This is a genomic window from Rubripirellula lacrimiformis, assembly GCF_007741535.1.
Classification (GTDB): domain Bacteria; phylum Planctomycetota; class Planctomycetia; order Pirellulales; family Pirellulaceae; genus Rubripirellula; species Rubripirellula lacrimiformis.
Genome location: NZ_CP036525.1, coordinates 3480759 through 3493280, shown reverse-complemented (window position 1 = coordinate 3493280; position 12522 = coordinate 3480759). Strand labels below are relative to the sequence as shown.

Genomic DNA, 12522 nt, shown 5'->3' with positions numbered 1-12522 from the left:
TTGTAAGTGAAACGCACGCTTCAGGCGGAATCGGCACCAAGCAACGCAGCAAAAGTAGGCCGGAACAAGGAGCGAAGCGACGCCGATCCGGCAATCACGCCACCACCCCACCGTTCGTAGCACCGCCTTCAGAGAGCGTCCAACCTAGCCGCGGAGCGGCGGCAGCTATTTGCCGTGGGGCAGGCCCCACAGTAACCGATGACTGTCGCAATCCTGATCTTCTCGGCCGGGCCGCGCTCCGGCGGCCCGGCCAAGAAAATCATTGGTCGATGTCAAATCCGGTGGCCGAGGCAACCGGCACAACGCTTTCGCCTCTCCGAGGCTGTTGTCAGCGAAACGCACGCTTCAGGCGGAACAGGCACCAAGCACCGCACCAAATGTAGGCCGGATCAAGGAGCGAAGCGACGCCGATCCGGCAACCACACCACCACCCCACCGTTCGTAGTACCGCCTTTAGAGAGCGTCCAACCTAGCCGCGGAGCGGCGGCAGCTATTTGCCGTGGGGCAGGCCCCACGGTAACCGATGACTGTCGCAATCCTGATCTTCTCGGCCGGGCCGCCCTCCGGCGGCCCGGCCAAGAAAATCATTGGTCGATGGCAAATCCGGTGGCCGAGGCCACCGGCACAACGCTTTCGCCTCTCCGAGGCTGTCGTCAGCGAAACGCACTCTTCAGGCGGAACAGGCACCAAGCACCGTTCGCAGTACCGCCTTCAGAGAGCGTCCAACCTAGCCGCGGAGCGGCGGCAGCTATTTGCCGTGGGGCAGGCCCCACGGTAACCGATGACTGTCGCAATCCTGATCTTCTCGGCCGGGCCGCGCTCCGGCGGCCCGGACAAGAAAATCATTGGTCGATGTCAAATCCGGTGGCCGAGGCCACCGGCACAACGCTTTCGCCTCTCCGAGGCTGTCGTCAGCGAAACGCACTCTTCAGGCGGAACAGGCACCAAGCACCGCAGCAAAAGTAGGCCGGATCAAGGAGCGAAGCGACGCCGATCCGGCATCCACACCGCCACCCCTCCGTTCGTAGTACCGCCTTCAGGCGGAATCGGCACCAAGCACCGCACCAAAAGTAGGCCGGATCAAGGAGCGAAGCGACGCCGATCCGGCAACCACACCACCAACCCACCGTTCGCAGTACCGCCTTTAGGCGGAATCGAGACCAAGCACGTTCTTGATCCATGATAATCGCTGCGGCACCACCAACGTCAGTGTCAGCGAGTCATCGCGACCCCAGAGTCGGCTGCTATGTTCACACAACCAGGACCAACAGACAGATCGTCATCAATCATCTTCTCGTGCTTTGCTGAGTGCAGAGGCCACTAAGCCAGCGGGCACCGATACGATTCCGAGGCCCACCAGCAACACAAAGAATGTGAAGCACCGCCCACCGACGGTCACCGGATAGATGTCCCCATAACCAACCGTGGTCAGAGTCGCCACAGCCCACCACATCGAATGAAAGACGCTTTGGAACGCCTCCGGCTGAGCGTCCCTCTCGAAGTAATAGATGCCAACCGACGACAAATACAGAAGGATGAGCGCCACGGCGCCAAACAAGATGAGTTCTTCACGGGCGATCACCATGGCTCGATGAAACCGCTGGACAGCTTTGTTGTATCGTGCGAGCTTGAGGATCCGGAACAGCCGAAGAAGTCTGAAAGCGCGAACGGATCGCAAGTCGATGCCGAGGCTTAGGTAGAACGGCAAGACTGCTAACAGGTCGATCACTCCGAAGAAGCTGGTGACGAACTGAACCCGATCGTCCGCTACAGCGAACCTCAGGATGTACTCGACCGTAAAGATAGCGACGCAAATCAGCTCAATCGCCGCCAGCACCGACTGAGTCTTCGGTTCAAGGTTCGGAAGCGTTTCAACACTGAACGCAACGATCGAGACTACGATCATCGCTTGAATTGACAAGTCGAATGCACGACCTGCCAATGTGTCCGCCCCTTCGACGATTTGCTTCATCTTCATGCCGAACAACCTAAGTCATCGATCCCAAGTAACCAAGAGCACTCAATTCGCAACGTCCCGGATCCAAGAATTGTTTCGCCCATTGTAAACTCAAACAGCAATCCCGATCGCTGTGGTTGCGTTCATTTTGCGGCTCGACAACTGGATCGGCCAGCTCTTCAGGAAGCATGCCTTACGACAAGCGAATCGGCCTCGTCCAATGTAAAGGGGAATTGCTTCCCCAAGGCCGATCCGACAGTCGCGGTTACGAGAAGCATCGCGTCTAGAACGCCTGAGGCGATCCGCACGAGAAAGAACAGAGGAATCGATTCGCTTGGCCGCTAAGTATGTTCGCAAAGAACGCCTTGGCCGAGTTGCGTTTTAGATAACGGCACATTGGACTGGTGGAAGCGACGGCATGGAACGGTCCTTGGGGGCGGAGCCTTCATTTCGTTGCGATGCCGCGATACATGTAGCCGTGCGTGCGAGGCGTCTGCGGCATGTAGAAGTTGTCGATCTCTACGGTGGTGAAGGATTGATTCGCCAGCAATGCAGCAAGGTCCAGATCAAGCCGACAACCATCGCCGATCATTCCCTGAAGCCAGTTCCACCGCACTTGCCGCCTCTGGACCGCAGGGTCGGGACAGACTCCGTGCTCAAAGAACTGGAATCGGCCGCCGGGCGTCAGCACTCTGAAAAGTTCGCCCAGAGCCTGATCGACGTTGACGATGCTGCACATTGTGATGGTGCTGACCACACAGTCAAACGTCTCGTCATCGAACGGAAGTTCTTCGCTGGACAGCATTCGTCGATCGACTTCGATTTCGGACGCAGCAATCCGCTTGGCCAGTTTGCGATTCATGCCCGGATTCGGATCGACGGTGGTAATCCTGCGAACGTGATCAGGGTAGTGCGGAAGATTCAGTCCTGTGCCAACACCGATCTCCAGTATCTCGCCGCTCACATCCGCCAATTGTCGCTTTCGATGCTCGTCCCAATACGGCTTGTCAATCACACAATCGTAGAAGGCAGGAAAGACGACTCTTGAATAAAATCCCATGATGGATCACCACGACTCGTGAAGGATGCTCGTTGAGGATTGCTTTGAATTTAAAAAAGGATTCGGTGGCGACCGTCCGTCGTGCCTGGCAGCCAATCTTGACGGCGAACCAGCACGCCAGCGTCACTGGCGGACGCCGTCGTTTGCACAGCCGACATTTTAACAATGAGCGATCAATCAGTGTCGCGATTCAATTCATCTCCCCCCCGCCGCGCCGCGGATTGCGGGGGAGAGAGTTAGAGAGCGGGGGAAGAATTCCAATGGGCTGCTCGAAGCGGAAAGAGTGAATCGTGAAATGTCGGCACGGAAGAATATGGACGCAGTCGGACTGGAGCCGAAAGAAGGGAACACTCATCTTCGCGAACCACACACTCATCATTCACGTGCATCAGGTATCCGCTTTTGATGAGCGTCGATCCGTGGTGATGAGCGTTCGCCTTGCCCCACTTCCTCGAAACTCTGTTCACTTCATGCGCTATGTAAATGCTGCGACAGGCGAGGCGAAGACAGATGAAGTTGGGAGATTGAATTTTCGAAAGGCAACCAATTGGCGAACGAGGCGTCTGGCGGCAAGTCCAGCTTATGCCAGCGGCGACAGCTGCCGATTGCGTCACCGGAGGGCGGGCGTCTTTCCGCTACATATTGAAATGCCGACGTTGCGATCGAACCAAATGCAGCGGTTCGCCGATTTCGTGCGCCGCGACGCGTGAGCGGCCGGGAATCCCCCCCTCCTATGCCCGTGGCCTGACGACCAGCGGCTCACCATCGCCGCTAAAAGTTCGATTCAATCGACACCCTTGCAGCGGTTCGCTACCCAGCGACCTTCGCCTAACAAATTTCCCGACATCGAGGAATTCCGGCCGGCCATAAAAAACCCCGTGAATCACGGGGTTTATCGGATGCGGCCGAGAGGAGCGGAACCTCCACGGGATGAACTCCCACTAGGCCCTCAACCGCCTCCACCAACGACGCGAACGCGGCTTACAACAAGACGCAGCGCGACGACCGCGACTGGTTGCACCAATGGTTGCACCCGAGAATCGCTGCGGGCGAAAACGAAGGTATTTCGCTGGTGGCGGATGCCTTGGCAGACGCCCTGAACCTGACCGAAATCGATCGATTGATTGACGCTTTGCTCACGCGTTCCAGAGAATCGTGGGCGAAACTCGCATCCAAACACAACACGGACGGTCAGTAGTTTCGACGCCGTATTTCGAGGCAGCTTCGCGGCACTGCGTACTGGCCTTCTTATCGCGGCTGCACCAGCGGCGTTACCATGGGGTCGGCCTCGCGAAAACGACACGACTGCGTCTTGCACCTGGGCGCCCTGGCAACGCCCGACCATCATCAGACTCTCAACACCGACGAGTGGATCCCGTATGTCCGAACGACTTTTCCCCGCGATGGAATTTCGTGAGTAAGAGGAAATCCGCACCGCCGGTCGATCTGCCTGAGGTGATCGAACTCTTCGAAGCGATTGCGTCGCGGCTTGCCGATGCCAATGGCTTCGGCGGAGTGATGGTACGCTCGGTGGGAATCAAGTACGCCAACGAGAACGACTTCTTCTCGGGCGCCGGAGCAGCGAGATCGGGTGGTCGGTGGAATCGAGTTGGGCTGCCCGCGATCTATGCTTCACTGGACGTGATCACAGCGACTCACGAGGCCTACCAGAACTTCGTCGCGTTCGGGTTTCCGATGACGGCGATCCAGCCTCGCGTGACCGCCGGTGCCAAGGTGTCGCTCGGCAAGGTTCTGGATTTGACCGACGGCGAAGTGCTCGGCGCGATTGGCTTTTCACTCGCTGACCTGGCGGGCGAAGACTGGCAGGCGATCCAATCCGGCGGAGAAGAATCATGGACCCAGGCGATTGGACGCGGATGCTGCATCGCCGGGTTCGAGGGAATCATCGTTCCGTCGGCCCAGCACCCGGGCGGTAAGAACATCGTGATCTTCCCGGAAAAACTGGCAAATAGCAGCGAAATCCGCGTGTTAGGCGCAGACCAATTGCCCCGCTAGACGTGGCCACCGGTTAAACGCGTCCACCGGCCTCGCATCCTGCACATTTGCAGGAAAGAATACTTGCTTTTGTGCTGGCATGTCGATACAGTTCATGAGGAGGACCTTCCGAAATGACAGCTAAAACCAAGCCGACTGCCAAATCCCGCTCGAAATCGCCCTTGAGAGCACGGGCGAAGAAGGTGTCCCCAGCGGGCGCGGGTCGTTCCGCGATTGTCTCCAAGCGAATCGTAGGACTCAAAGGCCAGGGCCTGATTCAGTTTGGACGCGAATCCAAGCTGGAACTGCGTGACCGATTGGCGATGCCGCGAACCATGTTCGGCCGGATCGTGAACGTGTCGGAGCGAACGATCGCCAAAGTCGAATCCAGTAGCGATAACGCCGACAAGCTGAAGCGCCCCTACAACGAGGTCTATCGTTTGTGGCAAGCACTCAGCGAAGTAGTCGATCCCGAATCGCTGGGCCTGTGGTTCCAGACCCCCAACGATGCACTCGATGGCCTGAAGCCACTGGAAGTGATCGAACGCGGCGAAATCGACCGACTGTGGAACATGGTCTTCCGGCTACGCAGCGGAATGCCTGGTTGATCAAGCAACCTAGCATGCGTCTTCGTTCCAATAGGATCCTGAGCCCGCATGAACAGCGACTCATGTGGCAGACACGGGAACCTGGTCAAAGGCTCGGCGGGTCGACCGAGTGTTGTGCAGCAACGGCATCCCCAACGCAGGCAATTTTGCATCGCACAACCGACTTCGTAGGACGTAAAGCAGGATGGCAATCAAAAACGTGATTGATCGGCCTTTAATCGCCAGCAAAGAGGGCGGGTTAAACCTTGCCCTGACCCTCGGCAGCAAAGAGAATAGGTTCCGTTGGGATGGGAACCGATGAGAACCACTCAGAAACCCCTATTCTCATCCGGTCCGTCCGGTGAGATACAAGTTATCCGACACACTATTTTTTCAACGGAAGCAACACGGAATGATTAGACACGGGGCAATTTGCGTACTCGCATTGATCGCTGTTGGGTCAACGGTAGTCGGTAAAGATCCGCCGACACTTGAAACCTGGAAGACAACAGATGGGCACGAATCAAAAGCGATGCTTCACAGCTTCGATAAGGACGCTGGCACAATCACGCTTCTCGTTCCCAAGACAATTCCGTTGGATCGGCTCGACGAATCATCACGAATCCTCGTTGAAAATTCGCAGAAGGGTGGTGATCCTCAGTTCACACTAAAGAATACGATGAGCGACCCCACCTATGCGGAGTGGCAGTCAGCAACAGACGAGGAGAAGATAGCGCTTACTGGTACGTGGGTGTTTGGCTTGATAAGAAATGGACTTGCCTCAAGGAAGCTTAGCGATGCTGTTCAGAACGCGAATGATCTTAATCCGCTGGCCTTGGAACTTTACGCGCAGATCGAAATCTCAGTGATGGGAGCGAAGGACAGCGACCCGTCGTTCGATCCGTCCAAAATGAAATTGAGTCAGATCGTTGCGATTACGACCAAAGCCGCAGGCTGGCTCGACGAGAAACGCGTTTCAAACTTTGGCAAAGACAATCCTCGGCCGGCTAACGATGCAAATGGCGTTCGCGTTGGCAATGTTCAATTCTCCGATCTAAAACTACAAGCCGTTGGCGACCGGTTTCGGCTCCTTGGCAAAGTTGCAAACGCAGGGCAGCGTGATGTTCAAATGGGTACATATCATTTAAACTTCCATGTCGCTGGCGAGCTGAGCGACGTTGAGTCGCTAATTGTTCTTGATCTTAAGGCCGGACAGCAACAGACCTTTAAGGCAGAATTGTTTAATGTTTCACAGCGGCCAGACTTGAGCACAATGACGATCACCCCAAAGGGTGTCGTCTCACTCGGCGAGTGAAACTTGAACGCGGCGAACCATGCCATGCACCGAAGTACGGCATCGGGGTTTTACGAATAGAAAATCAGACCGCCGTACTCGGTGATGGCGGTCGTTACCCGACAGGCAAAGCATGAACGGATTCACAATACGCGCCGCAACGCAAGACGACCTTGCAAGAATCCACGAATGGCTTACCGAGGAGCATGAGGCAAACGATGGTGCGTCATTTCTCTGCAACTTCGCGTTGATCGGATCTGGCCAGACTAACGGATCACTTTTTGCGTTGGTCCGCGATTCAGATAGTCTTCCAGTGGCGTTTTCTCTCGGTGATGGGAACGTTGATATTCTTGCAGTCCACCACCGGATGCGTCGTCAGGGCTTTGGGCGATATCTTGCAAAGCATGCGATTGACCACGCGTTGTCTCGTGATTTGATTGGACTTTACGTCGAGTGTGCACCGATTACGTCCAAGCCATTTTGGTTGTCTCTTGGATTTACACCTGTTCAATCGCCACGCCGTATTGACAACCTTAACTGGGTGGCGCTGCCACTGCCACATGACAACGAACTTCCGAATGCCCCTAAAAGTGACGTCGTGATATCTTGTTCGTCAAATTCGAAAGACTGGTCTGACCCATTCGAGACTCAGGGCGTGATCGAGGATGGTTTAATCCAACTTGCCCGCGATTTTTCGTTCTACAATGCTCACTACTACGATACCCTACTCAAGATCGTATTAGATGGCACTGAACTATACTGCGACAAAGCGAAATACTTGCGAGACAATGGTTTGGATTTCGATTCACCATGGATTCGTGTACGATCAGTAAGAATCGGGTAACCATGTTATGCAACGGAGGACGGGTGGTCCGTTTTCTCGTCTGCTTGCAAGTCGTTCGCCCGTCCCCGCTGAACACCACCGTTCCCCGACTGAAACCGATGCCGCCTTGGCTACAACGTCTTCCAATCCGTATGAGCCTCCAACTGTCGCCGAGGCTGAATCTGCGCTGCCGACACACCCAACAAGATGGCAAGGATTTAAAAGCGGTTTCCGCAATGGCACGCTTTGGTCACTGCTACTCGTGGTACCGACTGCTCCGGCGTTCTACGGCGAAATGACAATGGCTCGACGCATCCAGCCCAATCCAACGAACGGCACATCGAGTGTCATTCAACTATCGTCAGTGGAATCCGCGTATGCTTGGTTCGGTGCGATCGGGACGGCGTTGACTGGAATCACTTTGCCCTGGGCGATCACTGCTGGCTGCGTTGGACAGGCTCGATGTCGTCGGCAGAAAACCGTAAAATAGGCAGGAAACCATCGGTTGCAACAAAGCGGCGGTGGACGCTGTTCTGGCAATGGTTGAGACGTTCGCCGCCGCCCGCTGAACCGCACCGTTATCCGACTGACAAGTGATGGCGAACACCGCAACGCCAACCGATAGTGCCGGCCTCTTCTCGGCACCCCGTAAGTTCGACCTGTCCACAATGCTTGTCGTGACGACTGCATATGCCGCCGTTTTTGCGTTGCTGCGCGCGATCAACTTTCCCGCGATGGCAACACTCATCGTGGCCGCATTCTTTACATCGGTCGCATTGGGGCAAGCAATTCTCTTCGGGGCCAAACATCCTCGCAGGGCGTCGGCGTTAGTTGGTTCGGCCTTCTTTGTCATCGTGCTGATTGCCTATTCCCTGGTAGGTCCATACGGCCCGACGCCTGACGAACTGCCCTCAATGATCGTGCTTAACTCGGTCTTTGGCGCTTTCTGGGGATATCTTGGAGGGGTCATCGTTGGATTCGTATTCATGGTCGCACATGGGGTTCGCTTGGTATTTTCGCCAAATGAATCTCGTCCGGATCTTCCAGAAGAATGAACAATGGATTGCTTGTCATCTGACCCCGGTTTACCTTTGCTGGTCTCCGCTGTGACGCAATCGCTGCGGATAACAATGCCGTGGACACAAAGGACGGCATCATGTTTTTACCAATGGAAAATCGACTCGCCGTGCCCGGTGACGGCTGCCGTTAACCGACTGAACTTACACCTAGTCTCCGCGTGCCCCAAAATTGAACGACATCACAATCTTGATTGAGCCAGACCTGACCGCTCCTGAGTTCATCGACCTGCTTGTGCGGTCGACGCTAGCCGAGCGTCGACCGGTTCGGGACGTTGAACGGATTGCGAAGATGCTACGCAATGCCTCCAGTGTCGTTGCCGCTACTCGCCCCTCGCTGCTTGATGCGTGGCGATCTCATCGACTTGTTTTGAACGGGATAAGTTTTTGAACACTGAATCCCCACTAGAGCATTCCGATGACTCAAGATCGGCATCGTCAACGACGATTCAGCCACGAATCGTGTCAATTGACGCGCTGCGTGGTTTTGACATGTTGTGGATCATCGGTGGCAGCGCGATTGCGCGAGAGATCCTTGCTGGCAGCGATACCGATTCGTTTCGCGGACGTCTGGAGTCACAGTTTTATCACGTCGCGTGGGAAGGTTTCCGCCTCTACGACCTAGTCTTTCCATTGTTTTTGTTCCTGGCGGGCTGCGTGTTGCCGTATTCGCTAGCAAAGTATGCGGAGACGCCACGAGCCGTCTACGGTCGATTGTTTCGGCGCGGCGTGGCCTTGGTTTTATTGGGGCTGCTATACAACGGTATCCTGCAATTTGACTTCGCTAACATGCGATACATGCAGGTGCTGCAACGGATCGGCATCGGCTATGTCGCTGCCGGACTGATTTTCCTGCACACCCGTTGGCGAATGCAGTTGGTGATCACTGCGGCAATCCTGCTCGGGTATTGGGCGATCTTCGCGTTCATCCCGCCGCCCGGTGGCGTGGCAGGCGATTACTCGATGGAGGGCAATTTGGCTGGCTACATCGACCGCAGCGTGTTGCCCGGAAAGATTCTAGAGAAATACTACGGCTATGGTGACAACGAGGGCATTCTTTCAACCATCCCCGCGATAGCAACCGCCTTGCTCGGGGTGCTGGCAGGAACGCTATTGCGATCAACCTTGACCCCGTACCGCAAGGTGTTGTCGCTAGCCGCAGCCGGAATCGGGTGTCTCGTGATCGGATACGGATGGGGTGCAAGCTTCCCGGTGATCAAGAATCTGTGGACCAGCAGTTTTGTATTGGTCGCGGGCGGGTGGAGCCTGCTGCTGTTGGCGATTTTCTACCTAGTCATTGATGTTTGGCAATGGCAAAGGGCGGCGTTGTTTTGGGTGGTGATCGGAAGCAACGCAATTACGATTTACATCGCTCAGGAATTCGTCGACTTCCGCCAGATCGCAGAGTTCTTTTTCGGTGGTGTGGCCCGGGTATCGGGTGACTATCAAAAACTGGTTCTTTTGGTCGGCGTTTTGATCGTCAAATGGTGCCTACTGTTCTTTTTGTACCGACGTCGCATTTTCCTGCGTGTGTGAGATGCTGCCCTTCCGAAACGGTTTCCATCTGAGGTTGGATGGATGGACTAAACGTCTTTTGAATCAGCACTCGCGGTCGTTTCGGAAGCAATTCGTTCGAGCAAGGTCGCTGCAGCAATGGGAGCCGCTCGCTGGTAATCGTCCAACGTCACCGTTTCAGGAGCAGCACCCTGTGACGCAAGCAACTTCGCTTCCGCGGTCACTTCCTCGGCAAAGAGCGATTTCCAGCTCACGAGCGACTTCAGTGCCCGCATTTCGATGTTCGTTTTCATTTGCAACCTCCGTAAAGCAAAACAATGTTGTTGCGATTTTGGCGGTGCACGGCAACAGCGGTTCCGGCGATCGATCGGACACGGCGCGCTGCCCAGTCGGCGCAGCCCCCTTCCTCAGTGGCCAATCCCATCGCTGGCCCACGCCCGCAATCGTTGCCAAACCCGAAAGAATCGCGTGGCTGAGCAGACCACCACGCAAAATGCACTTCACCGAACGATTCCAGCGGTAAGTTTGCAGGAATATGCTCAACATGACTCCAGTGGACTGAGCGTCTTTTGCTTTGCGAGGGCGCCGAATTTGGGTTATCAACTGATCGACACACGATGTTGATTTTACGATTACGAGTCGCGTAACGGCGGACAGAAAGCGAGGCGGCACGGGACTCGGTAACCCCACAGAGGAACGAGAGTATGCAACTTATGATTGACGAAATGGCGGACGCACTTGCCAGTTTACGGGAACTCGATGTTTGGAATTCCATCGATAGCGACGATGATTGGGCGAATGTTCCAGACGACCAATGGGCGAATGCTTGGCAGCGGCACATGCACGCTCGTGGTATCGAGATTGCTGATTGGAGTTTCGGTGAACTTTGCATCTCACCGAAGTTGAATGATCACGGCACAGCCTTCGATCGCAACGTCGCGTGGATCGAGTTCACACAGACGGGGCCATTGGCGTATGAGCATCGTGAGTCGGTTGAGCGGGTCGTCAAGCGAATACTCGATGCCTACTCACCTGGATGGTGGGACATCGATTTCGACGACATTTTCAGCCAGGGATGGGGCTATGCCTACGCGGCATGAATAGGCAGCTCACTTCGAACGCTAGATGACGCCTCTTCCGATCGCCTTGGAAGAACACATCGATTTCAGACGCACGCTGATGTCACTTCGATGTCCAATCGATGGCAGAACCGTCGACGGAAACTGTAAAGCGTCAGTCTCGACGGATTCAGGGTCAAAATGCAATGGTTTCAGGTCGCTTAACACGCGACCGGGATGTATCGCGTGTTCTATAGTTGACATGGACACTTCGCCGATTATTCTAAGGGCATGAGACACATCGCCATTTACGTTCGCGTCAGCACCAAAGCCCAAGACACCGCCTCGCAGGAAGCGGATCTCAAGAAATGGGTTCAAGCCCACGTTGGCGACGAACCGGTTCAGTGGTACCGGGACAAGTTCACCGGCAAGGTGATGGATCGTCCAGGATGGTCAAAGCTGGAAGCGGCCATGCAGGCGGGACGCGTATCGAAGTTGATCTGCTGGCGTCTGGACCGCCTAGGTCGAACCGCAAAGGGATTAACAGCCCTTTTCGACGACCTACCGAAGTGGAAGGTGCGTCTGGTGTCGATCAAGGATGGATTGGATCTCGGAACAGCGGCAGGACGGCTGATGGCCAACGTGCTGGCATCGGTAGCCCAGTTCGAAACCGAAGTCCGGGCCGAAAGGGTGCTCGCCGGCCAGGCCAGGGCAAAGGCGGACGGCAAGACGTGGGGAGGATCCGAGAAGGGGCGCCTCCTGTCAGTCACTCAAGACCAGGTCGAGATGATCCTAAGACTGCACGGCGAAGGAAAGAGCAAGTCCGCGATCGCGAGAGCGACAAGCGTCAGCAGGCCGACTGTCTATCGAATCATCGATCAACGGGCCTAGCAGTCGGGCATGGAAGCCAGATCGCACACCCAAAGGAATGCGAGGACGACGTGATCTAGATCCAACGTGCCCCATCCACGCTTCCACGACAGTTACCGCGGACCCACCAGATTTCCGCCGCGCTCGGCCTACAGTCGCCCCCTTGGTCGTGCCAGTCCCGCCAAAACACGCACACGACCAACGTGCGTTCGATGGTTCCCAACAGCTGACGAGGCCGTGTAGTGGTCAGAGCAATGGGGCAGGGGGAGGAGCATGGCACAGCGTGG

General features: G+C 55.9%; 12 protein-coding genes. 8 read left to right on the top strand and 4 right to left on the bottom strand.

Annotated elements, in window-relative coordinates; translation table 11 throughout:
- Window positions 1-1282: 1282 nt before the first annotated feature.
- Together K227x_RS12335 and K227x_RS12330 are read right to left on the bottom strand one after the other, a co-directional pair.
- Window positions 1283-1978, bottom strand: a complete 696-nt coding sequence (locus tag K227x_RS12335; RefSeq protein ID WP_145169812.1) for an ion transporter — start codon at window positions 1976-1978, stop codon at window positions 1283-1285.
- Window positions 1979-2402: 424 nt separating this feature from the next.
- On the bottom strand, window positions 2403-3017 hold the full coding sequence (locus K227x_RS12330) for a class I SAM-dependent methyltransferase (protein WP_145169810.1): 615 nt from the start codon (window positions 3015-3017) through the stop codon (window positions 2403-2405).
- 1413 nt (window positions 3018-4430) lie between these two features.
- Here K227x_RS12330 and K227x_RS12325 point away from each other — a divergent pair.
- The 6 genes from K227x_RS12325 to K227x_RS12295 all read left to right on the top strand — a co-directional run bounded on the left by K227x_RS12325 (window position 4431) and on the right by K227x_RS12295 (window position 10328).
- The gene (locus K227x_RS12325; RefSeq protein ID WP_145169808.1) at window positions 4431-5033 is read left to right on the top strand and encodes an RES family NAD+ phosphorylase; all 603 of its coding nucleotides are present in this window, start codon (window positions 4431-4433) and stop codon (window positions 5031-5033) included.
- A gap of 113 nt (window positions 5034-5146) precedes the next feature.
- The gene (locus K227x_RS12320) at window positions 5147-5620 is read left to right on the top strand and encodes an antitoxin Xre/MbcA/ParS toxin-binding domain-containing protein (protein ID WP_145169807.1); all 474 of its coding nucleotides are present in this window, start codon (window positions 5147-5149) and stop codon (window positions 5618-5620) included.
- Between the two features lie 424 nt (window positions 5621-6044).
- The gene (locus K227x_RS12315) at window positions 6045-6914 is read left to right on the top strand and encodes a hypothetical protein (RefSeq protein WP_218933959.1); all 870 of its coding nucleotides are present in this window, start codon (window positions 6045-6047) and stop codon (window positions 6912-6914) included.
- 112 nt (window positions 6915-7026) lie between these two features.
- Window positions 7027-7737, top strand: a complete 711-nt coding sequence (locus tag K227x_RS12310) for a GNAT family N-acetyltransferase (protein WP_145169803.1) — start codon at window positions 7027-7029, stop codon at window positions 7735-7737.
- Between the two features lie 575 nt (window positions 7738-8312).
- Window positions 8313-8771, top strand: a complete 459-nt coding sequence (locus tag K227x_RS12305; RefSeq protein WP_145169801.1) for a hypothetical protein — start codon at window positions 8313-8315, stop codon at window positions 8769-8771.
- A 483-nt stretch (window positions 8772-9254) separates the two neighbouring features.
- Window positions 9255-10328, top strand: coding sequence for an acyltransferase family protein (locus K227x_RS12295; protein ID WP_145169800.1), 1074 nt, complete (start codon window positions 9255-9257; stop codon window positions 10326-10328).
- A 47-nt stretch (window positions 10329-10375) separates the two neighbouring features.
- On the opposite strand, the gene K227x_RS12290 is transcribed toward K227x_RS12295, so the two are convergent.
- Window positions 10376-10600, bottom strand: a complete 225-nt coding sequence (locus tag K227x_RS12290; RefSeq protein WP_145169798.1) for a hypothetical protein — start codon at window positions 10598-10600, stop codon at window positions 10376-10378.
- Window positions 10601-11011: 411 nt separating this feature from the next.
- Between K227x_RS12290 and K227x_RS12285 the strand changes: the two genes are divergently transcribed.
- Entirely contained in the window at window positions 11012-11407 is a 396-nt protein-coding gene (locus K227x_RS12285; RefSeq protein ID WP_145169797.1) for a hypothetical protein, read from the top strand.
- Between the two features lie 21 nt (window positions 11408-11428).
- Here K227x_RS12285 and K227x_RS12280 read toward each other — a convergent pair whose 3' ends face one another.
- The gene (locus tag K227x_RS12280; protein ID WP_145169795.1) at window positions 11429-11629 is read right to left on the bottom strand and encodes a hypothetical protein; all 201 of its coding nucleotides are present in this window, start codon (window positions 11627-11629) and stop codon (window positions 11429-11431) included.
- A 27-nt stretch (window positions 11630-11656) separates the two neighbouring features.
- Between K227x_RS12280 and K227x_RS12275 the strand changes: the two genes are divergently transcribed.
- Entirely contained in the window at window positions 11657-12256 is a 600-nt protein-coding gene (locus tag K227x_RS12275; RefSeq protein ID WP_145169793.1) for a recombinase family protein, read from the top strand.
- Window positions 12257-12522: the final 266 nt, after the last annotated feature.

Bases quoted from the DNA above. Each gene is read 5' to 3' on its own strand.
- K227x_RS12335 (WP_145169812.1), bottom strand. From the start codon at position 1,978: ATGAAGATGAAGCAAATCGTCGAAGGGGCGGACACATTGGCAGGTCGT.
- K227x_RS12330 (WP_145169810.1), bottom strand. From the start codon at position 3,017: ATGGGATTTTATTCAAGAGTCGTCTTTCCTGCCTTCTACGATTGTGTG.
- K227x_RS12320 (WP_145169807.1), top strand. From the start codon at position 5,147: ATGACAGCTAAAACCAAGCCGACTGCCAAATCCCGCTCGAAATCGCCC.
- K227x_RS12310 (WP_145169803.1), top strand. From the start codon at position 7,027: ATGAACGGATTCACAATACGCGCCGCAACGCAAGACGACCTTGCAAGA.
- K227x_RS12305 (WP_145169801.1), top strand. From the start codon at position 8,313: ATGGCGAACACCGCAACGCCAACCGATAGTGCCGGCCTCTTCTCGGCA.
- K227x_RS12290 (WP_145169798.1), bottom strand. From the start codon at position 10,600: ATGAAAACGAACATCGAAATGCGGGCACTGAAGTCGCTCGTGAGCTGG.
- K227x_RS12285 (WP_145169797.1), top strand. From the start codon at position 11,012: ATGCAACTTATGATTGACGAAATGGCGGACGCACTTGCCAGTTTACGG.
- K227x_RS12280 (WP_145169795.1), bottom strand. From the start codon at position 11,629: ATGTCAACTATAGAACACGCGATACATCCCGGTCGCGTGTTAAGCGAC.
- K227x_RS12275 (WP_145169793.1), top strand. From the start codon at position 11,657: ATGAGACACATCGCCATTTACGTTCGCGTCAGCACCAAAGCCCAAGAC.